Here is a 21,626-nt window from a genome sequence, read left to right as displayed (position 1 = left end):
TTGTGACCAGAGTCATCACAAATGATTGCATAAACGCAGTTATTTTAATCGCTAACTTTAACGCAAGGAATCATTTATGAGAATTTTAATGATAACCATGAGCCTATTTTCAATAATGGGCTGTACACATGCGCAAATACAGCATGAAAACTTTGCGCTAGAGACGGTGGCTGAGGGTGTTTATGTGCATCATGGGCAACATTTAGATATTGATACAGGCTATCAGGGGGATATCTGTAATATTAGTTTTATTGTCGGTAGCAAGGGTGTAGCCGTGATTGATAGCGGCGGCAGCCTGAAAGTAGGGGAGCAGTTGCATGCGGCGATTCGTAAAGTAACAGCGCTACCAGTGTTGTATGTGATTAACACGCATGTGCACCCAGACCATATTTACGGCAATGCAGCGTTTTTACCTAAAACCATTAATGAACCTAAGCCCGAGTTTGTCGGCCATGAGAAGTTAGGCCATGCCATGGATTTGCGAAGTGAACAGTACAGCAAACTGAATGAGCGCTTTTTGCATGAGGATGCTAAGGGCAGTGATTTGATTAAGCCTACACTGGCAGTCACCAGCACGATGGAGCTAGATTTAGGTGATCGGGTGCTAGTAGTAACCGCGCATCCACCAGCCCATACCAATACCGATATCACCCTGCTGGATAGAAAAACCGGTACTTTGTTTGCAGGTGATTTGTTATTTATCACGCGCACACCAGTGGTGGAGGCTGATATTAAAGGCTTAATCGCGGAAATTATAAAGTTGAAGGATAGCCCGGCAAAGCAAGTAGTGCCAGGGCATGGCCCAGTGACTAAAGATTGGTTAACAGCCTTAAACAATGCTGAGCGTTATTTAACCGTGTTATTGGCCGATGTACGTAGCAACATTAAGCGCAATATCAGCATGGAAAAAACCATGGATACTGCGGCTGAGAGTGAGCGTAATAAATGGCAGCTGTTTGAGATTGCTAACCGACGCAATGTGAATACGATATACCCGGTGCTGGAGTGGGAATAAAAAAAGCGGCTGATTAAGCCGCTTCGGTGTTGCCGATTTAAGCTAAATGCTGGTTAAGCCTTTTTCTTACAGCTGTCTATGCTGCAACCTGTGTCTGGGTTTGCGTGCAATAGCAACAAACCGCCTGCAATGGCTAAGTATTGCAATAGTGGTAATTTGAGTAATAGGGTTAAACCCACGATATAAAATGCCATGACTAATGCAAAGGCTTTAGTTTTGTAACCTAGTAATAAAGCTAAGCCACCAATACAGTTCACTAAAATAATGAGCGGGGCAAAAATGCCAGGTAAGCCCATGCTACCTAAAGTAGCTTGATATTGCTGATATCCATCAGGATTGTTAGTAAAACCAATAATCAGCACCACAACTTGAACCAAGAACAATTGTGATAATAAAACGCGTGCTGCAGTTGCTAAGTATTTTTGCATATAAAACCTTAATCATTAATTAAAGACCAAGGTTGCATAATGCCTGTTACTGCCAACGCTCGCAAGGGGTTAACATTGCAAGATAGTTTCAATATACAGCAAGTAAGCTGGCAAACGCACGCGCCACAACTAATGGCGGTGCGGGAAACGGTATTTATCGCCGAACAGAACGTACCAGTGGCGCTGGAGTGGGATGGCTTAGATGAAGCGGCGCAACATTTACTGGCACTTAGCGCGGCTGGCGGGGCTATTGGCTGTGCCAGATTGTTAAGCAATGGCAATATTGGCCGCATGGCGGTATTAAAGCCTTGGCGTGGATTAGGTGTGGGTGCAGCCTTACTCAATGCGGCGATAGATTATTACCAGCAGCAAGCACAGCCTGTTATCACGCTATCAGCGCAACTGCATGCGATTGCGTTTTATGAGAGATTTGGGTTTAAGGTGTGTAGCGAGGCTTATGAGGATGCGGGAATTTTGCACAGGGATATGCAGCGCATAGAGGCATCATTGGTTTAAGGGATAGGTGTTATCTAGCTATTAAAAAAGCCTGCTCAGTGCTGAGCAGGCTTTTTATTTGCCAACCATCGTTGGCTAAGGCGCATTACTTGTTCATTACGTACATAGTAACTTCAAAGCCAAAACGCATTTCAGTAGCTGCTGGTGTTGTCCACATAATGATTCTCCTGTTGGTTTATCTACATCAATATTGATGGCTTACTTGTATGATTTGCATCATACCGAACAGTTGCAACCTAGACATATGTACTTTAATGAATGCAGCATCATGATTTTACGTAATTATTGGCGGATTAAGCTTGCGATAAATTTCTTAAATATCAGTAATTAATAGATAATACCGATAGTTATTAGGAGTTTACATGGGTTTAGATGCACGTACTGTCATGGTGATGTTTTCCATGTTGGCGTTTATGTTTTTCTGCTTGTTTGAATTAGCAGGCTTGCGCGTGGGCAGTATACGTGGCGTGAGGCAATGGGCGATTGCTAACCTATGTATCAGTTTAGGTTTTAGCCTTGCCTATTTTTATGGGCAAACTACGCCTGGGCGTGAGTGGGCAACCGTGGTCGGCGTGACCTTGATTGCAACGGGGGCTAGCTTACAATTAACCGGGATACAAACCTTTAAAGAGCAGCCAGTTTGTTGGCGTATATTGGTGCTGCTTATCGCCTTGATTATGTGCCTCAACACTTGGTTTAGTGTGGTACACCCAGATTTTCATGCACGGGCGATTATTAATTCTTTTTTATTCTGCGCTATTTATGTTGCATGTGCCCGCGTACTGTTGGTCAAGGTTGAAGCCTCGCTCAGGGTGGCCTATTGGTTTACCGGCATATCATTTTCTATACTGGCATTGGCAATGCTCGCGCGAGGCTTGGCGATTCTTCTGTCTCCGGATGCGGTGATAGGCTTGCATGTAAACACGCCTATCAACACCTTGCCATTCGTAATCAGTTGCCTGCTGCAGTTTTGTGCCGCGTTTGGCCTGTTATTGATGCTGAATCACCGCCTGATTGCCGACGTTTACCAAATGGCGTCGCGCGATGCCCTGACCGGCGTGCTCAATCGCCGACGGATTGAAGAAGAGGCGGTGCGCCTGAGGGCGCGTTGCATACGCACTGGCGAGACCTTGGCGATTATGATGATTGATCTTGATTTCTTTAAATCTATCAATGATCGCTATGGTCATCCAGTTGGAGATAAGGTGTTACGCGCCATTGCTGATATTGCGCAAAAATCTATCCGCGCTGAAGATTACTTTGCCCGCTATGGCGGTGAGGAGTTCTGCATGCTGCTCACTTCTACCAACGAAAGCGAGGCATTAGATTTGGCCGAGCGCCTGCGCTTGGCTTTTGCTGAGTTTACGTTAACCGTAGGTAAAGAGCGGCTTAACATTACCGTGAGTATCGGCGTAGCAGACTCTAGCGTGATTGGTTTAGAGTTTGCCGATTTAGTGGTTGCCGCGGATAAAGCGCTCTATTGTGCTAAAGAGGGTGGGCGTAACCGAGTAGCAACCTACTCCGAGATGGATATGTGCGGTACATCTTGAGGTTAAGAGGATAAGCCCAGCGTCTTTAAGTTAGCCACGCGCCCATGGTAGAGGGCAGATACTAAATCAGACTGCGTCACCATACCCACCAAGCGGCGTTCATCATCAACCACAGGGATGTGATGGTGAACCTTGGTTTGCGACATGAGTGGAATCAGTTCAATAATATGCATATTAGCTGATGCAGTGACGGCTGGCGATGTCATGATTTGACCTACCACTTCAGGCTTGTGCGAAGACAGGGTATGGGTTCTGCGGATAAAGCTTTTGAGCTTGGTTTCAAAGCCCTCATATACCTCTAAATTAGCATGTTGCATAAAGTTAGCCTGCGTGATGATGCCAACGACACGCCGCGCTCGATCAATCACCGGCAGCGCTTTGATTTCATGCTGGCGCATCAGCAACCAAGCGTCTTCCAGTAAGGTGCCGAACACTACGCTGACCACATTTTTAGACATAATGTCTGCACAAACAATCTCACCAAAGCGGCGCCGATAAGCGTGCATTTCGGTTTGTTGTAACAAGCTTTGCAAGTCATCGCGGCTTACGTCGAGCACTTGGTTGTATTCTTTAAGCACTGCATTTAAATCTTCAGTATTAAAGCCAAAGCGCATTTCAGCGGGAATATCCTTAGCTAATTGCTGAGATGCTTTTACTGTAAGGTGCGGATAAGGGCGACGTGTTGCATTGTTGAAGAGGATGGCGACCAGCAACAGGATGAACGAGTTAAGTGCGACCGGTGCCAACACAAACCAATAGCCCTGTGCATGGATAGTAGCGCCGCCTAGCACTGCTGTGAGTGCCACCGCGCCGCTGGGTGGATGTATGCACCTTAACGCAAACATGGCCACAATGGAGAGGCTGACTGCTACCGCAGCGGCAGCGGCCGGGTGTGCGATCCATATGGCGCAAGTCACGCCAATGAGAGCTGCTGTGGTATTGCCACCAATAATAGACCATGGCTGTGCTAAAGGGCTGGAGGGTACTGCGAATAACAATACGGCAGATGCGCCCATCGGGGCAATCAGATAGGGGATAGCACTAGTATCGCCCTCTATTAAAACGGTCACCAGGCCAGTTAACAAAATGCCGACAAAAGCGCCAATACCAGCACGTAGGCGCTCGGTATGATTAACGGCAATACGTTCTGGGACAAAGCCTTTCAGCCAGTTTTTAAGTTTATCCAAGCTTGTGAACCTAAGTAGATTTTTAAGGATATTACACTATGCACCAATTAAGCGCACCAGATTAGTGCGCGGATGCTGTGCACGGCTGGCTCGGGCTACATGCCAGAGGTGCTTTATTTGCATCTAAATTGCTTAAAGCAGGGCTATTCTATAAAATCCTACTTTATAGAATAGCATCATTGATTTTATTCGTATTTTTCATCGTTTTATTTTCTCAAGGATTTCTCATGTCAAAAATCATTTTCAAAGCAGGCGAAGCTACTGTTTACTCAGAAGGTAAAGACGTTACCGCAGCAATGCCAGAAATCTTAATCGGCGCGGTTGACGGCCCAGTAGGCCAAGCGTTTGCAAACTTAATGGCACAAAGCAAAGGCCACACTGCAATGTTTGCGGTACGTGATATCAACCAATTGGTACGCCCAGTATGTATGACAGTACCAAAAGTAACATTAAAAGGCAGCACAGATGTAGCTTTGTTCGGTGGTGTGGTGCAAGCAGCTACTGCTGATGCGATTTTGGACTGTGTAATCGAAGGCATCATTCCTAAAGAGCAAGCAAATGATCTATGTATCATCAGCTTAGTGTGGATTGACCCAGGTTGTATCGAGCTAGAAAAGGCTGGCACTTTAGACAAAGCCGACATGTACAAAAACAACTACGATGCGACTAAATTGGCGATCAAACGTGCATTGAACGACGAGCCTAGCATTGATGAATTAATTGCTAACCGTCACAAAATCAAACACTGCATGTGGGAAGATTCTTGGGATCAAAAATAAGATAATTTACTAAGTTATCTGAATCTATATAGATGCTTAAGCTTTATAGGCTTCAGCATCCAAATTTAGGTGAACAAAAAAGCGGCTTATAGCCGCTTTTTTTATTTCTTAATTAAGATATCACTGACAGTACGTGCCAGATTAAGCGCAGAAAAACCAGTTTTTAACCATTTGAGCACCCGGCTAGGGCGAATAACGCTAATAGCGGTGGTGACTCCTAGCATTAAAATAGGGTGTTGCCGTACGTAGCGCACAAGCTGAAAGCCTCGGTAGGCAATGGTTAGTGGTTTGCCTAAGGGGGCGATATCTTGTGCGAGTAAAGCACGTTGCGACGCCGCTTTAAGGATTAGTTTTTCGCGGCGCTCTGCGATGGTTGCGCGTTTAGGACTCACAAATCGCTCCTAATCTCTGCTGGTTTCTTGATGATCTTTCACCAGCTCGGCTAAGCTTGCTTCGAACATCCTAGGCATGGATTTTAGCGCGCGAATCGCTAGCGCACCAATGATGCCGCCAGTGAAAATAAATAAACCCGTGAGCAGGCTTAACACCAGCAAGCGATGCGTATCCCAAAATAACACCACGATCAGGATTGCTAGCAGCACCATGCCAAAGCATAGGCAAAACAGGGCAACAAAGGTCATCGCCAGTAAAGAGATTAAACGCTCGCGTCCCTCTTCTAAGTCTGTGCTTAGGAGTTCAAGACGCGTGTGTACAACCCCAATACAGGTGTTGGTGAGCCTTTTCAGTGAGCCTAATAGCCCATCATTGTTATTGCTATCACTCATTGCAATTAACGGCGGCCAATAAGTAAGCCAACCACTAAGCCAACGCCAGCTGCGATGCCTACCGCATGCCAAGGTTTGTCATGCACATAGTCATCTGTTGCACGCGCAGCTGCTTTGGTTTTTGCAACCAATACCTCTTGCGCATCAGCTAGTTTTTCTTTGGCAACAGCGAGTGACTCTTCAGTTTTTGCACGTAAATTTGCCATTGCTTCGCCGCCTTGGCTAGCCGTCGCTTTTAATAAAGCCTCTGCATCTGCGATGACTACTTTGAAGTCGGAAATCAATTGCTCTTTAGAAACATCTACTGGTGAAGGTAAATTGTTGTTGTTCATTTATGTTTCTCCTTGTGTATTGTTGTTTGAGAGAGGTCTGACCGCCATCAAAACGTTAGATTCAATTTAATTGATGGTGATGATAGTTTTATCGTACGCCTTGCTTGGCAATAGGGCAAGAAGCGTGTTGCTAAGATGGGGCGTGTGTTAGTTTTAAAAGGATATTTCGCACCGGAGTTGGAATGGCGGCACCCAATGCGTCTTCGATATTGAGCCAGATTGCGTTTGCTTCGCGCGCCTGTAGCGCATGCTGGCTAACGGTGAGTGGCTGCGGCTTGATGTGCAGCTTAAAATGGGTAAAAACGTGGCTGATGGTTGCTAATGGCGCATCTATCGTTGTACTGACCCCAAATTGACTGAGCGCAATCGCTGCGTAATCCTTATGCTGTGTATCGTCCCATTCCGGAAAGCTCCATAAACCGCCCCATATGCCGGTTGCTGGTCGCTTAACTAGCATCACTTCATTGCCTTGCCGCAAGATAAGCATGGTAGTGCTTTTTTCGGGGATGCTTTTTTTAGGTTTGGGCGTGGGTAGAATGGCGGTGAGCTGTTGTTGATGGGCTAGGCAAGAGCTAGTCAATGGACAGGCGCTGCATTTGGGCTTGCTTCTAGTGCATACAGTGGCGCCTAAGTCCATCAAGCCTTGGGTGTAGGCCACCATGTCGGATTGCGGCAATAGGCTTTCAGCCAGCTGCCATAGTGCCTTTTCAATTTTGGGTGAGCTAGTCCAGCCAGCGATAGCAAAGTGCCTTGCCAGTACCCGTTTTACATTGCCATCCAAAATGGTTTGTACCTGATGAAAGGCAAAAGAAGCGATTGCGGCAGCAGTGGAACGGCCAATGCCGGACAGTGTCTGTATGGTGTCGAAATCTTGCGGGAACTGCCCGGCATGTTCATCCATAATGGTTTGTGCAGCATGGTGCAGGTTACGCGCTCTGGAGTAGTAGCCTAGGCCGCTCCAGTGTTGCAGTACTTCATCTTGGCTGGCGTTAGCCAGTGCTGCAATAGTGGGGAAGCTGGCCATGAATTTGCTGTAGTAACCAATTACAGCCGTCACCTGAGTTTGTTGCAGCATGATTTCTGACACCCAGATTGCGTAGGGGTCTGTAGTATTTTGCCAAGGCAGGTCGTGCCGTCCGTGTTTTTTTTGCCATGTAATCAGGCGGCTGGCAAAGTCAGTCATGAATCAAGCTACTTAAATAGAAGTGAAAGTGGAGATAGGGTTAACAGTAGGCAACACTGCACGGCTTAAAATTTAAACAGTTTTTTAAGTTTCTGCTCGGCTTTTTCTTTCGCTAGCTCTTCAGTAGATTTTGGCTGTTCTGCAGTGCCGTCTGCCGGTGCAGTAGCGCTATCTGCCGGTTTATTTTTATCGAGCAAGCCTTTTAGTGCGTCCACTTTGTTACCATCGCCCACCAGCGCTTTCACGGCGCCAGCTTTGTCACCACCTACTTTGTCGATTAAATTGGATTTTGCAATCGCAGCGCCCAGTGCGGCAAAATCAATGCCGTATTTAGGCGCTGAGAAGGTACCGGTCACCTTGACGGGGATGGATACGCCGGCGAGGGAGTCTAGCTCTGCACCGCCCTGGCCTTTAAGGGATTTAACAATAGTAGGTTTAGCCAAGTAGTTAATGGTTTCGTTCGCGATATCTACATCGCCACGGCTGTCGCCTTTGGCTAAGCGTAAAATAGGGGCCTTCATGGCGAGGTCTTCATTGTGAGCGACCCCATTTTTAATGTTAAATGATGCCGTGAGTTCACTGAAGTCAGTTTTTTGCGTTTGGTCAGCGCCAATGCTGTTTTTGTCTTTGAAAATATTGATTTTAGATTTGGCATTGCGAATGGTGCCTGCAATGTCGATACCTTTGATTGCACCATCAGCCAGTTGCAGTGAAGATGTACCATTGAGCGCTTTTTTCATGGCGCCTACGGTATTGCCCGCTGCGGTTACGTCAACGCTCAGTGTGCCTTTGCCGTCCAACATATCATTATTAATGGCATCTACCAGCAAAGGGCCAATGGCGATGCCTTTCATGTCTTGCTTAAAGGCGATGCTGGGTGTGCTGCGTGCGTCTACCCTAAGTGAGCCATTCATACTGCCTTGATACAAATTTGCAGAGAGTGGGGCAATGGTAGCAACGCCATCAGCGGCTTTTAAGTCTACACGTACGTTTGAAGCCTTGGTTTTACCGTATCTTAAGTTGCCAATACGGATAGAGCCATTGGCATTCAGTGCTTTCAGCGCGCTCAAATCCAGCGGTGCATCGCCAGTGTTGGCTTTGGTTTCGGTGGCTGGTTTGTCGCTGGCAATGATGTATTTATCCAGATTAAGCTGGTCAATATCAAGATCAAAGCTGTAAAGCGGCTTGTGGAATTGGCTAATGCCCAAGCCGCCTTTGATTTGGCTATCGTCAAACTTCACATTTAAACCGGATAGCGCCAGTTTTTGCCCATCAGCTTTCACGTTAACATTGAGGCCAGATAAACGATATTTATCATAACTGATTTGCCCAATATTGATTTTGCCGTCTAACAGTAAATTAGCCAATGCTGACATATCGGCTGGCTTTTGGCTGGCTGCTGTCGCCTGCTTAGCTTCGGCTTTCTGTGCATGGTTTGTGCCTAACAGCTTGTTTAAGTCCAAGGCATCCGCAGTTAAATTAAACTGGATATTGGGTTTTTTAAAGTTAGTGAGCGCCACGTTACCATTGAGCTTGGTGTTATCCACATTCATCAAGAATTTGCTATGCACTTGTTCTTGTTTAGCATCTGCATGCAAACTTAAATCAAAGCTCACTTTGGCGCTGCCATTCGGGATGGCAGGGTCTTTAATGTCGATATTGCCAGCGAATTTTGGTAAGTCAAAAATCAGGCTTTCCAGATTACCTTGGAATGGAGATGAAAACTTACCGTTAATGCTGCGCTTACCTTGTGTGCCACTAATGTCACCACTGATGCCGCTGCTTTGTAATGCTTTAGGCGAACCTTTAATGTCAGCCAGTACTAAGTTGGCTTTAAAGTTATCGCTCGCTTTTTCTTGGCTTAAGCTCACGGTGATTTTTTTGCTGGTGACTTCATCCTTTTGTGCAACTAGTGCCGGTGCGTTTAAATCCAAGGTGACTTTGGCGCCGTCAAATTGGCCGGCTAAGGCTAATTTCAAGCTATCGATTAAGAGCTCACGTGTTTCAGGTTTGGCATCCACATCACCACTCAGGGTGATTGCTACATCTTTACCCCCTAGCAAGTCGCCTTTAATGCTAGCGTCTAGGTTTTTTGCGGCAAAGTGTTTAGCCTCTGGGTCTGCCAAGAACGTACCCTTGAGTTTTACATCAGCCGCCAGCGCTGGTTGATTTGCCGTTGCACTAAAGTCAGTGGCTAAATCAATTGGCTCAGCTAATGCGATATGGCCAGAGGTTAAATTGAATTTAGAAAGTGCATATTTTGCACCTGTGCCTTCATCGGTATAGTTGACTGCAGAGTTGGTAACTTTAACGCCATCTACATCAAACTTAATTTGCTCGGATTCTTCTTCATCCTTGCTGAGCAAATCATCAAAGTTAGTGGTGCCATCTTTATATTTAATGATATTAGCTTGTGCGCCATTAATGTAGACGGTATCTACCACTAGCTCTTTTTTAAGCAAGGGCAACAGTGCCAGTGCCACTTTCGCGCCTTGAATCGAGGCAAAGGTTTGATCGGAGTTGTGTTCAGAAATGGAAAGCTTGCCTAAATCTGCGCCAATTTTTGGCCAGAAAGCGAGCTTGATATCCCCCTCAATATTCAGGGTGCGCTGTTTTTTCTCTTGCACTAGCTTAATAATCAGCGGCTTGTAGTCATTGGGGTTGAATGTGGCAGAGATAACGGCAACAGCCAGAACTAGCAAAGCAACTATGCCAGCTACGCCATAGAGACCGTATTTCAATAATTTTTTCATGATGTCACCTTATTAAGTCTTATTGATGATTCGATGATTGTCACCATCTGTATCCCGTGTTTTTCTTAGTGTACAGTCCAGTCCACCAAGCCTGTGTACGCCGTTAGCAGTACGATTCCGCCAAACGCAAGGCGATACCATGCAAAAATCGTAAAGTCATGGTTGCTGACATAGCGAATAAGCGCTCTAACTGCAATCATGGCACTAATGAAGGAAAATATAAACCCCATTGCCCATGCACCCATGTCATCCATGCTGAGCAGAGCTCGATCTTTGTACATAGAGTAAATAGAAGCAATGCCTAGGGTTGGGACAGCGAGAAAAAATGAAAATTCCGCAGCTGCTTTACGTGATAAGCCAAAAAATAGCCCGCCGATGATGGTAGATCCAGAGCGCGACATACCAGGAATCAGCGCAACCGCTTGCGCAAGCCCTAGTTTTAAAGCGTCCAAGGGGCGAATGTCATCCACCGTTTCTATGGTGACGGTGTGCGTACGCTTCTCTGCCCATAAAATAATAAATGCGCCAATAATAAATGCCAAAGCAACTGGCACCGGTTTAAACAGGTGGGTTTTGATGGTGCTGCCAAAAGCCAAACCCAAGATGGCTAGCGGTAAGAACGCTATGCTTAAGTTAATGAATAAGCGATTGGCAATAGGGTCGCGCCCGATACCTGCAAATGTACTCACAAAGCGTGTACGGTACTCCCATACTACCGCTAAGATGGCGCCCAGTTGAATGGCAATATCAAATACGTTGCGCTTTTCATGGTTCATGAAATTGAGCAGGTCACCGGCCAAAATTAAATGTCCGGTGCTGGATATAGGTAAAAACTCGGTTGCGCCTTCAACAATGCCCAGTAAGGCGGCTTTAAGTAGTAACAAGATATCCATAGGCTGATTTTAATAAATAAAGTGACTGGTAAGCGAGTAACAGTGCTTACAGGCAAAGGTTAACGTAAAGTAATTTTAGTATGTGCATAGCTTGGCATCCTGATGCCAAGCATGTGAGTATAGAATAGCAACGGCGCCTAAGCGCCGTTGCTATTGCGGTGTATATTATTTAAGCATACCCATGACTGCGGTGAGCAGGCTGCCTGAATTACCGTCTACTTCACCATTTGGCGTCATTTTGTCGACTGCTTGCGGTAAGTATTCTGCAATTTTTTCGCTGATGTCACTAGGTGACATGTTCAGTTTCTCAGCAATGCCGGCAACGCTGTCACGGCCTAACACTTCGATCACTTGATCGGCAGAAATTGGCAAGTTATCACCTTTGCTAATCCAAGACGCGGCTTGTTCAGCTAAGCCAGCTTCATTAAATTTGGCAAGTACGCCTTCCAAGCCACCATTTTGCTTAAATAGATCCATGGCGATTTGCAGCATAGTGCCTTTGTCGCCGCCCATATTGCTTAACACTGCGCCAGCTAAACTATCAAATAATCCCATGATGAAACCTCGCTATCAATAATTAATCATTAAGGCAGATGCTACATTAAAAGCGCTCATCGTTGCGTAAATATCGCCATTCGCCTACCGGTAATTTACCCAAAGTCACACTGCCGATACGAATACGTTTTAAGCCTACTACGTGTAAGCCTACCATTTCGCACATACGGCGAATTTGGCGTTTTTTGCCTTCACGTAACACAAAGCGTAATTGGTCTTCATTTTGCCAGCTGACTTTGGCTGGTTTCAATTTCACGCCATCTAAACTTAAGCCGTAATTCAAGCGTTTCAGGTCGGCATCGCTTAACTCACCGGTCACACGCACTAGGTATTCTTTTTCTACGGTAGAATCCTCACCAATCAAATGGCGTGCAACGCGGCCATCCTGAGTGAGTACTAACATCCCTGTGGAGTCAATATCTAAGCGACCAGCTGGCGCTAAGCCATGCAGCATGCCGCGGTGGAACTGCTTAGGGTGATGGTGGTGTAGCTCTGGATCGTCTTCCCACTGGTTGTCTGGGTGTATCAACACAATGGCTGGCTGATAACCATCTTCAGCTTGGCCACTTACATAGCCCACTGGCTTATGCAAAATAATCGTGACATTTTCAGCCTGGTATTCTTGCGCATAGCTGCTGATCACAATTTCAGCATCTGGTGCAATGCGCGAACCTAAGGTATCGACGATTTCATCGTTGACCTTGACCCAGCCGTTCACAATCCACTCATCCGCTTCGCGGCGTGAACACAAACCACGCTCTGCCATCACTTTGGATAAACGAGGCAAATCTGGCTGGCTAGCGTTTGCTTTAGCTGCAAATGCTTCTTTATTGGAGCGGTTTTTATCAAACTCGCTGGCGACAAAACCATCGCGTACTTTGCCGCCACGGCGTGGTGGGTTACGGTAAGCACCTTCACGGTCTGCTCTATCGCGCGTGGTTTGTGAGCTATCTATTCTGTGAGCATCTGGCCTACGCGCATCTGGGTCAATCGGGCGTGGTGACGGTGCACGGCTATCGGGTGTTTGTGCTCTAGGTGTAGCTGATGTGTGTAAGGAGCCATCATGACGGTGGTTACGCTGACGTGGCGCATCTTGATACGCTGGTCTTGCTTGATCTCTAGATTCACTTCTGGCACGCACAGGCGCGCTCATTTCTGGTTCGCTAGGGCGTTGTGGCCTAACTGGCGCTGTTGTTCTATCACGCGTAGGCGTGTTTGTGCGGCGTACAGGTGCTTTACTTGCCACATTGCTTGGGGCATCACCAGATTTTTTTGAGAGTTTTAGAGTAGTCAAAAGTTTTTTCCTTGAATGTTGCTATTTTACGCCTTTTTTATAGGCTAGGCGTGAATACAATTGATTGAATTAAAAACAAAACAGCCAGCAAGAAGCTGGCTGTTTTAATCACATCAAGATTGAAACTTAGTTAAAAGTGACTAATCGCAATTAAGTGTTTTAATCAAAATTTCGGCTAGTTACAGCAATTTACATCAACGTAAAGCTTACGTTTTAGTGATCTACTTTACCAAACCACACGCTTTTTAGTTTGGCGATTTTATACAATAAGCCGGTATTTTCATTAGAGAGTGCATCTAAGAATAGGGATAACCTGCGTGATTTAATCACCGTGTAAAACGTGAGTATGCTTACCGGTATAAAGATGCCTACAAAGTAGGCGAATTTTTCTATGATAGTTGTTTGAGAGAAGTCAAAAATATTCATACCTAGCAAGCCGCTAGTCATGGTGCCAATTAAACCTAAAATGGTGACTACTGTTAGCCTTACTACCGTATCTGCTTGGCGTTTGATTTCTTCGCCTTCTAAATATTCAGCCATATCCATAATGCGGCTACGTGTTTTTTTAAACAAATCTAGTGTGTTTAATTGCTTATGCATCATGGCAAATATATCTTTTGCGACAGCTTGATCTGACACGCTCTCAAACCAATAGCGATGGGTAAATCGCAAGAACACGCCCATGACATTACGTATGCTTTGTCTAAATGTTTTGATTGAAGTTTCATCTTCAATATTTAAGCGGCTAATGGCTTGTACCATGCGGTCTGACAGCATTAAGAGGGCTGCTTTTTGGAAGTGGGCGATTAAAAACAATAAGAAATATTGGCTTTGATAATTGCGTTTAATCCCTGTTTTTTCATTGGTGTACACGCGATGTTGCTGGCTGCCAACCACAATAAAATTCTGCCCTGTGCACATAATGCGGGTGGTGCTCCACGGGTCATTCTTGTTGTTATCCCAGTAGCGGTCATAACAGTGTTTTTGTTCAAAATTGACTAAAAAATCTTCAGTAAACGGCAGCGTTTCAGAATCCCACGGCTGTGTGACTAAACCTAAACGTATTAAATCACCACGAGTGAGTTTCGTGACGTCTTCAAACGCGAGGTAGGCCATTAAAGGCATGCGCTGATATTCAATTTCACGATAACGAATGCTGCCTTCTTGGCTGGAGTAATGCTGCACCAACGGGTGCATTAGGAACTCCCAATGCAATGAAACGCAGGGTACGTGGTTATCTTTTACAAAGGCTAAATAGCGGGCTTTGTCTTGATAATCAGAACATGCAAGCACATGACCTTGTTTATCTAACCACTCAATGCTCTTTGCGCAGTGGCCAGCATCACCATTTTCTTCCCAATAATTGGGGTAGGTGCGCCCCAAACGGTACAGTACTTCCATGGCATGGTTGAGCTGGATGTTTTCTCCAGTGACTTCAAGTGCTAAGAAAGCGACATCAATATCATAGAAAAAATACAGCTCAATATGGGCTACTTTTAATACGATAGGCGCTTCTTCATTATCGAGCGTAATGCGAACTTGATTAACGTCGGAACGTGAAAAGATATGAATCGGTGATTCACCATAGCCGCCAGATTCTCGCCCATGCTTGCCTTCGCCATATAAAAAGCGCTGCGCAAACGGCATGAACGTAACAAACTCTTGGTAACGTACTTCACTTAAAGATTGTTTGGCTAATGAGAATTCGTCTTGGATTTCTTGCCAAGGACAGTTTTCAGCTTTAAGAATATCCCACGGGCGCTGGATCTTCTGGCTATTCGACTCTGAAATCAGTTGGACAGGCCAAAGCAGGGTTTGCCTAAAATCAGCAACGACACTGGATTCAATATTGTTCACAACGTAGCCAGATTAAGATTGATAGTCATTAAAGTTTAGCATAATGCCGGTTGTGTGAAATACACGCAGAGATAAAGCTGGTAAATAAGATTAAAGATTTAACCCTATGCTAAAAGTAAAAAAGCCAGCACTTTCGCTGGCTTTTTTATTGGCTAAGGAGTTTGTTTAAACTTAAAAACCTCCAGCAAAAAGTGTTTAGACCTTCTGATAGACTTCAGAGCCTTTTTTCACAAACTCAATGGCTTTTTCCTGCATGCCTTTTGTCAGCGCTTCTTGTTCAGAAACACCTTGCTCAGCTGCATAATCACGTACGTCTTGTGAGATTTTCATTGAGCAGAAGTGTGGGCCGCACATTGAGCAGAAGTGTGCTTGTTTTGCGCCTTCTTGTGGCAATGTTTCATCGTGGAATTCTTTAGCTTTTTCTGGGTCTAGGCCTAGATTGAACTGGTCTTCCCAACGGAATTCGAAACGTGCTTTTGATAAAGCATTGTCACGGATTTGTGCGCCAGGGTGTCCTTTGGCTAAGTCTGCCGCGTGTGCTGCGATTTTGTAGGTGATGATACCAACACGTACGTCTTCTTTGTCTGGCAAGCCTAAGTGTTCTTTTGGCGTTACGTAGCACAACATAGCACAGCCGTACCAGCCAATCATGGCAGCGCCGATACCTGAAGTGATATGGTCGTAACCAGGTGCGATGTCTGTGGTTAATGGGCCTAATGTATAGAATGGAGCTTCACCGCAATGCTCTAATTGCAGTTCCATATTTTCTTTAATCAGGTGCATCGGTACGTGGCCTGGGCCTTCGATCATACATTGTACGTCGTGCTTCCAAGCGATTTGGGTTAATTCACCCAATGTTTTCAATTCAGCAAATTGTGCTTCATCGTTTGCATCGTAGATTGAGCCAGGGCGTAAACCATCACCTAAGCTGAATGAAACGTCGTACTGTTTCATGATTTGGCAGATGTCTTCAAAATGCTCGTACAAGAAAGACTCTTTATGATGCGCTAAACACCATTTAGCCATGATAGAACCACCGCGTGACACGATACCTGTCATACGTTTTGCTGTCATAGGGATGTAAGCCAAGCGCACGCCAGCATGGATAGTGAAGTAATCCACACCTTGCTCTGCTTGCTCAATCAATGTGTCGCGGAAGATTTCCCAAGTTAAGTCTTCAGCTTTACCGTTTACTTTTTCAAGTGCTTGGTAGATAGGCACGGTACCGATAGGCACTGGTGAGTTACGGATAATCCACTCGCGTGTTTCGTGGATGTTTTTACCGGTTGATAAATCCATCACGGTATCGCCACCCCAACGTGTACTCCACACCATTTTCTCAACTTCTTCAGAGATAGAAGAACCTAATGCTGAGTTACCGATGTTAGCGTTGATTTTTACCAAGAAGTTACGGCCAATAATCATCGGCTCGATTTCTGGGTGGTTGATGTTCAAAGGAATAATCGCGCGGCCACGAGCAACTTCTTCGCGCACGAATTCTGGCGTAATCATTTTAGGAATGTTTGCACCAAAATCTTGGCCAGCATGTTGTGTTTGCAACAGCGCGCTCATGTTTTCGCGGCGTTGATTTTCACGAATGGCAATGAACTCCATCTCTGGGGTGATAATGCCTTTACGTGCGTAGTGCATTTGCGATACGTTTGCGCCTGCTTTTGCGCGCAATGGTTTGCGGTGCAAGTTAAAACGCATTTCTGAAAGCTCTGGGTCAACTAGGCGTTGGTGACCAAACTCTGAAGTTGGGCCATCTAATTGCTCTACATCGCCACGTTCCATAATCCAGCCGGTACGCAATGCAGGTAAGCCGTTACGGATGTCGATGCTGATGGTTGGGTCTGTGTATGGGCCTGAGGTGTCATAGACAACTACAGGTGGGTTTTTTTCTGCACCAAAAGCAGATGGGGTGTCGCTTAATGAAATTTCGCGAAACGGTACGCGGATGTCTGGGCGTGAGCCTTCAACATAAACTTTGCGTGATTTGGCAAAAGGGGTGGTTGCGCTCTCATCAACAGAGGCAGTTTCATTAAGAAACTTGGTAAGATTTTTATCGGTGGCGTTCAAGTGTGGCTCCTAGCAAAAACGTAAGGAGCAGAAAAACTGCGTGCCCTTACTTAATTTATTTGTAGGAAAGCAGATTGATGCTTTCCTACGGCGGCATGACCCGCATCAGGTTCGAAGGGTATATCTCACTGGATTTTGTTAAAAATACAGACCCCTAGCAATTAGCGAAATATACGCTAAATTTGCTATAAAACCAAGTGTTTAAGTCAAGTGTTTAATTGGTGTAACTTGTGGATTAAAGTACGGTGCGAGATTGCCGTAACTATTATGTGCGTTGGGCAGAGGAACTGCTGCGCATATATAGGCTCTATTGAATGGTGGTCTGGCAGGTTGCTTGGCGTGGTTGAGTGCCGGTTTTTGCTGTGGAACGCTTAAAAAGCAGTGATTAAGCGTGTTTTTTGGTACACTTGTGCTGTACGTATCGTATTTAACTCGAACTTAAAATGGTATTGGTGAAATTATGGCATTAGCTATCTATATCGGTTATTACCTTGTGGCGATTACAGCGCTCTTTTTTCATTTCACTGGTCATTTAGAGCGCTGGGGTATGGAGTGGGTGATTTTGCTGTTGGCGGCAACCGTATTTCCTGTGGTGCTTTACGTTTAAGCCTTTAGCTTTAATCTGCCGTCGCGCATTACATATCTAACCATTCATTATTTTTTTGTCACAAACTCACGCGCCAGTCTTGTTTGTTTTTTCAGGCCTAGGTTAACAGCGCTTGGCAGCACGCCATTGAGCCAGGCGAAGAATGTTTCTGGCTGCCCAATAAATAATTCCTGTTTTTGATGTTCAATTGCTTTCACAATCATTTGTGCCACTTTTTCTGGGTCATCAATATTGCCGCCAGTTTTAGCCAGCATCGCTAGTGTTGCTGCGTCGTTCATCGGTGTGTTGACGCCACGCGGGGCAATGTAGGTAACGCCAATATTGGTATCGCACAACTCGCGGCGTAAGGCCTGTGAAAAGCCGTGTATTGCAAATTTGGTGGCACAGTAAGTGGCATAGTGCGGAAAGCCTAATGAGCCCAAAATAGAGCCTATCATCACCAGCTGACCTTGGTTGTTCGATTTAAAGTGCGGTAACAGCGCATTGGTCAGTTGAATCGGCACGGTGACGTTAGTGTGTACCATTTGCGCTATGCGCTCAGGGCTTTGGTCTTCAAATTGAATAAAATCCAGAATCCCTGCATTGTTGATCAGCACGTCTATACCATCAAATAGGTGCAGTGCTTGCTGGGCGATTTGTTGTACGCTGCCTGCGGCTTCAAGGTCAGCCACGATGGTTTTGGCCTTGCCGCCTTTGTCTTGTATTTGCTGGCTTAATGCAGCTAGCTTGTTGCTATCGCGCCCGACTAAAATCATGTTGGCGCCTTTGCGTGCCAGCATCAGCGCCAAATGTTTGCCTATGCCGCCGGTAGCGCCAGTGAGTAGAATGCATTTGTTTTTTAGTTGCATATAGTGGCCCTATTTAATGTAACCCTATTCAATCTTGCATGTATTCGGCTTCTATTGTACGGAATATATTGCCATACAATCTATAAAATGTTTTAGCACTGTGAATCAGTATGGCTTGGTCTTCAGCATTGGTGATTTGGTTCATTAAGCTCTCGTAAAAAGAGACGTGGCTAATATCAAGCGAGCCATGTGAGAGCAGGTAGCTAAAGGCTTTTTTCGGTAGCTTTAATGATTGCATGAGCGCTTCACCTGCATGGGTGGCGACCGCGGTGCTGGTTCCCTCTAGCACCAGCACCATGCCAAAAAACCCAACCGGGTTAACGCGGTTAATCATATCGTAAGCATACGCCACCATGACTTCCGTGGCGAAGCTAGGGCTGTGGCTTGCTGTTGTGCTATGACGCACTGCCTCTTTGTCGCCGCCGCATGCTTCAATATCATTAAGCACCCATTCCTGATGCCCCATTTCCTCTTCAATGTATTCACCGATGGCCGTGCGCAGCCATTCATAATGCGCGGGCAGGCGGCCGCCACACGCCATGAGCAGGGGTGTGGTGTGCTTCACATGGTGGTAAGCCTGGGTTAAAAACCCGACATAGGTTGTGCGTGAAATCTTGCCGGTAGCGCCTCTGGCAATGAGCGGCAGGCTGAGTAGTTCATTGCGTTCTTTTTCAGTGGCCTGTAGTAATCTTTGGTAAAAGTTCATATGCATTATCTTTCGTAAAGCGCATTAATTTTTTGCTGGTAATGCTGCCAGATCACGTCTCTGCGGTTTCTGCCGTTAGCCGTTAGCTGTTGATTGTTTAGCGTGAAGGGTTCATCGGCCGGTAGCCATTGCGTGATTCTGGCGTAATCTGGCAAGCCATGATTAATGCCTTGTATCGTGGCTTTAATCTGCGCTGTGGTGCTATTTTTGCCTGGTACGATAATCGCGGTGTTCCATGGTTTAGCTTCGCCAAATAGGGCGGCTTGTGCGATGCAGGGCGAAATGGTCAGCTCACGCTCCACCCACTCTGGCGACACATTGCGCCCGAATGAAGTAATAAAAATATTCTTCTTACGGCCAGAAATTACCAAATAGCCATCTGCATCAAGGTAGCCAATATCTCCGGTGTAAATCTGCCGCGCATGGCTGGCGGTTTGCCCTACGTAGCCTAAGTAAGCATTGCCGCTCACCACAACTTCATGCTCGTCTGTAAAGCTTACGCTTAGATGTGGCAACACCTTACCCACCGTGCCAATTTTATTAAACGCAGGGGTATTGAGCGCTACCACTGATGCGCACTCAGAAAGGCCGTAGCCTTCGTAAACCGGTATCGATGCTTGCTGTGCGCGATTAAGTAGAGCTGGCGACACGGATGCGCCACCTACGGCTAAAAAGCGTAAGGTATCTGGAAGCTTAGCGCCTGTCTCTATTTGATGCACCATGGCATTGAGTAGCTCTGGGGTGAAAATCGCCGTGGATGCTTGCGTTTGTACAAAGGCATTGAGCAGTTTTTGAATATCCAGCCCAGTGGCGCGCGTTAAGCCGATGTCATCGCCAGGCAGTAATACACAGCAGGCACCTGCAAGCAGTGGTGCATAAACCCCCGCTACATTTTCTAATAAGGTGGCGAGTGGCAGCACGTTTAAATGAATATCGTTTGGGGTTAACCTTGTAGCGTCGGCAATAGAGGTTGCCACACTCATCATATTGCCTGCGCTGAGGCACACGCCTTTAGGTGTGCCGGTGGAGCCAGAGGTGTAGGTGATTTTGGCAGTGTGAGCAGGTAACACCGCCTTTGCTGGCGATTTTAATGCAAATTGCGTGAGCGTCTTTCCAGCCACGGTCCACTGTGTGTGGCTGGCAATGTTGTTTGCTAATAAGGGCTCAAACAGTTCTGGATGGTCGGTGATCACGATATCCACACCGGCATCTGCAATAGCATGCAACCATTGTGTGTTTGAAAAAAACAACGGTAGTGGAATAAGGGGGATGTGGCTCGCTAGCGCGGCTAAATCTAACACCACCCAAGCTGGATGGTTGTCTATTGCTAAGGCAATGGTGGGCTGCTCACTTAGGCCTTGCCACATGTGTTGCTGTGCTGGAATCGCTGCCTGCAGTTCAGCATAGGTGAGCTGGCTATCAATGCCACGCAACGCAATTTTATTGCCATGCTGGACTGCATGTTTTGCGATAGCACTGATAACGATATTTTGCTGCATAGCGTTTATAGCTGAGCTATACCTCTTACCGCCACGACTTGTGGTGAGTTGTCGTAATAGCGCCCCCATGCACTTTGTTCTGTAGTTGTGAGGCGTGATTTGTCCGCACTTTGTAGCGCATAAACATCGCGTCCACCTTTAATCAGGCCATTTTGCAGGCTGTGATGGGCAGTGGCTACGCACCACTCCACGTTATTATCCAAGCTGTATTGAATAACATGTGCGATGAGAACACCGGCATTACGTGGGTTAGATACCGCTAAATTACCAATTTCAGTGATTTGCTGGCGTGTAATTGCACGGTTAAAGTGGTTAGACATTACGGTTTCAATCGGTGCATCCAAATAGCGCTCTAGGAACAAGGGCTCTACATCTGCCTTGCGCATGCCAAATGCCGCGACTAGCTGGTCATTCTCGCCGCGCAGGCTGATGAGCTGTGGCATAAAGTGCTGTATGTCGGCGCCATAGGTGTGTGCGAATACATCATGAATAAATTGTTCAACCTCTCGGCGATCAGGTGCACCTAGCTCAACGCTGGCAGCCTGGATATCGCTAGCAAGATGGCGTTTGGCTGCGGCAAAGGGGCGGGTTTTATACGCAGCTTCTGCATTAAAAAATAATGGACTTGCATTAAAACTTAGGCTCAGCATGTTGTCGTTCACCTTCAATTAATCATATATAACCTAAGGCAAGTAACGTGCCCATACCTCATTTTTAGGTGCATGTTTGCATCAGTCACTTTTGTTAAATAATTAGATAT

The 21,626-nt window shown here is 46.1% G+C and carries 22 protein-coding genes and 1 riboswitch; of the genes, 5 read left to right on the top strand and 17 right to left on the bottom strand.

The features are described 5' to 3' along the window. Positions 1-76 precede the first annotated feature (76 nt). Positions 77-1,015, top strand: coding sequence for a quinoprotein relay system zinc metallohydrolase 2 (locus ACSSU7_RS09325; RefSeq protein ID WP_492516222.1), 939 nt, complete (start codon positions 77-79; stop codon positions 1,013-1,015). Between the two features lie 53 nt (positions 1,016-1,068). On the opposite strand, the gene ACSSU7_RS09320 is transcribed toward ACSSU7_RS09325, so the two are convergent. Further along, positions 1,069-1,443, bottom strand: coding sequence for a DoxX family protein (locus ACSSU7_RS09320; RefSeq protein ID WP_492516221.1), 375 nt, complete (start codon positions 1,441-1,443; stop codon positions 1,069-1,071). A 39-nt stretch (positions 1,444-1,482) separates the two neighbouring features. Here ACSSU7_RS09320 and ACSSU7_RS09315 point away from each other — a divergent pair, with 39 nt between their 5' ends. Then, the gene (locus ACSSU7_RS09315; protein ID WP_492516220.1) at positions 1,483-1,959 is read left to right on the top strand and encodes a GNAT family N-acetyltransferase; all 477 of its coding nucleotides are present in this window, start codon (positions 1,483-1,485) and stop codon (positions 1,957-1,959) included. 85 nt (positions 1,960-2,044) lie between these two features. Here ACSSU7_RS09315 and pqqA read toward each other — a convergent pair whose 3' ends face one another. Beyond that, complete coding sequence (gene pqqA / locus ACSSU7_RS09310; protein WP_012777389.1) at positions 2,045-2,116, bottom strand: pyrroloquinoline quinone precursor peptide PqqA; 72 nt, start codon at positions 2,114-2,116, stop codon at positions 2,045-2,047. Between the two features lie 205 nt (positions 2,117-2,321). Here pqqA and ACSSU7_RS09305 point away from each other — a divergent pair, with 205 nt between their 5' ends. Further along, entirely contained in the window at positions 2,322-3,509 is a 1,188-nt protein-coding gene (locus ACSSU7_RS09305) for a GGDEF domain-containing protein (RefSeq protein WP_492516219.1), read from the top strand. A gap of 2 nt (positions 3,510-3,511) precedes the next feature. Here the strand turns inward: ACSSU7_RS09305 and ACSSU7_RS09300 are convergent, their stop codons facing one another. Then, positions 3,512-4,696, bottom strand: coding sequence for an HPP family protein (locus ACSSU7_RS09300; protein WP_492516218.1), 1,185 nt, complete (start codon positions 4,694-4,696; stop codon positions 3,512-3,514). Between the two features lie 227 nt (positions 4,697-4,923). On the opposite strand from ACSSU7_RS09300, the gene fae reads away from it, so the two are divergent. Beyond that, positions 4,924-5,475, top strand: a complete 552-nt coding sequence (fae, locus tag ACSSU7_RS09295; RefSeq protein WP_019896743.1) for a formaldehyde-activating enzyme — start codon at positions 4,924-4,926, stop codon at positions 5,473-5,475. A 101-nt stretch (positions 5,476-5,576) separates the two neighbouring features. On the opposite strand, the gene ACSSU7_RS09290 is transcribed toward fae, so the two are convergent. The 10 genes from ACSSU7_RS09290 to thiC all read right to left on the bottom strand — a co-directional run bounded on the left by ACSSU7_RS09290 (position 5,577) and on the right by thiC (position 17,206). Further along, on the bottom strand, positions 5,577-5,867 hold the full coding sequence (locus ACSSU7_RS09290) for a YqjK-like family protein (protein ID WP_492516217.1): 291 nt from the start codon (positions 5,865-5,867) through the stop codon (positions 5,577-5,579). A 9-nt stretch (positions 5,868-5,876) separates the two neighbouring features. Next, positions 5,877-6,260, bottom strand: a complete 384-nt coding sequence (locus tag ACSSU7_RS09285; protein WP_492516216.1) for a phage holin family protein — start codon at positions 6,258-6,260, stop codon at positions 5,877-5,879. 5 nt (positions 6,261-6,265) lie between these two features. Next, a complete protein-coding gene (locus ACSSU7_RS09280) occupies positions 6,266-6,592 on the bottom strand; it encodes an ElaB/YgaM/YqjD family protein (protein WP_492516215.1) in 327 nt (108 codons plus the stop codon). 130 nt (positions 6,593-6,722) lie between these two features. After that, the gene (gene mutY / locus ACSSU7_RS09275; protein WP_492516214.1) at positions 6,723-7,775 is read right to left on the bottom strand and encodes an A/G-specific adenine glycosylase; all 1,053 of its coding nucleotides are present in this window, start codon (positions 7,773-7,775) and stop codon (positions 6,723-6,725) included. A 65-nt stretch (positions 7,776-7,840) separates the two neighbouring features. Further along, entirely contained in the window at positions 7,841-10,528 is a 2,688-nt protein-coding gene (locus tag ACSSU7_RS09270; RefSeq protein WP_492516213.1) for an AsmA family protein, read from the bottom strand. A gap of 65 nt (positions 10,529-10,593) precedes the next feature. After that, positions 10,594-11,421, bottom strand: coding sequence for an undecaprenyl-diphosphate phosphatase (locus ACSSU7_RS09265; protein ID WP_492516212.1), 828 nt, complete (start codon positions 11,419-11,421; stop codon positions 10,594-10,596). A gap of 165 nt (positions 11,422-11,586) precedes the next feature. Next, positions 11,587-11,976, bottom strand: a complete 390-nt coding sequence (locus ACSSU7_RS09260; protein ID WP_492516211.1) for a YidB family protein — start codon at positions 11,974-11,976, stop codon at positions 11,587-11,589. A 46-nt stretch (positions 11,977-12,022) separates the two neighbouring features. Further along, positions 12,023-13,270: a pseudouridine synthase gene (locus ACSSU7_RS09255; protein ID WP_492516210.1), complete on the bottom strand. Its 1,248-nt coding sequence runs from the start codon at positions 13,268-13,270 to the stop codon at positions 12,023-12,025. 213 nt (positions 13,271-13,483) lie between these two features. Continuing rightward, complete coding sequence (locus ACSSU7_RS09250) at positions 13,484-15,127, bottom strand: hypothetical protein (RefSeq protein ID WP_492516209.1); 1,644 nt, start codon at positions 15,125-15,127, stop codon at positions 13,484-13,486. Positions 15,128-15,322: 195 nt separating this feature from the next. Next, entirely contained in the window at positions 15,323-17,206 is a 1,884-nt protein-coding gene (gene thiC, locus ACSSU7_RS09245; protein ID WP_492516208.1) for a phosphomethylpyrimidine synthase ThiC, read from the bottom strand. A gap of 65 nt (positions 17,207-17,271) precedes the next feature. Further along, a riboswitch (TPP riboswitch) is annotated at positions 17,272-17,372 on the bottom strand. A gap of 294 nt (positions 17,373-17,666) precedes the next feature. Here thiC and ACSSU7_RS09240 point away from each other — a divergent pair. Then, positions 17,667-17,813: a hypothetical protein gene (locus ACSSU7_RS09240; protein ID WP_492516207.1), complete on the top strand. Its 147-nt coding sequence runs from the start codon at positions 17,667-17,669 to the stop codon at positions 17,811-17,813. Positions 17,814-17,860: 47 nt separating this feature from the next. Here ACSSU7_RS09240 and ACSSU7_RS09235 read toward each other — a convergent pair whose 3' ends face one another. The 4 genes from ACSSU7_RS09235 to ACSSU7_RS09220 are packed head-to-tail and all read right to left on the bottom strand — an operon-like array spanning position 17,861 to position 21,516. Continuing rightward, positions 17,861-18,661 carry an SDR family oxidoreductase gene (locus ACSSU7_RS09235; protein ID WP_492516206.1) on the bottom strand — a complete coding sequence of 267 codons (801 nt, stop codon included), beginning with the start codon at positions 18,659-18,661 and terminating at the stop codon, positions 17,861-17,863. Positions 18,662-18,689: 28 nt separating this feature from the next. Continuing rightward, entirely contained in the window at positions 18,690-19,367 is a 678-nt protein-coding gene (locus ACSSU7_RS09230) for an iron-containing redox enzyme family protein (RefSeq protein WP_492516205.1), read from the bottom strand. 5 nt (positions 19,368-19,372) lie between these two features. Continuing rightward, positions 19,373-20,866 carry an AMP-binding protein gene (locus ACSSU7_RS09225; RefSeq protein WP_492516204.1) on the bottom strand — a complete coding sequence of 498 codons (1,494 nt, stop codon included), beginning with the start codon at positions 20,864-20,866 and terminating at the stop codon, positions 19,373-19,375. Positions 20,867-20,871: 5 nt separating this feature from the next. Beyond that, positions 20,872-21,516, bottom strand: coding sequence for a thermostable hemolysin (locus tag ACSSU7_RS09220; protein WP_492516203.1), 645 nt, complete (start codon positions 21,514-21,516; stop codon positions 20,872-20,874). Positions 21,517-21,626 lie beyond the last annotated feature (110 nt).

The sequence above is a fragment of the Methylotenera sp. E1MeOHC1 genome (assembly GCF_058745595.1).
The sequence above is the reverse complement of the archived record's forward strand: the minus strand, read 5'-3'. Positions and strand labels throughout refer to the sequence as shown.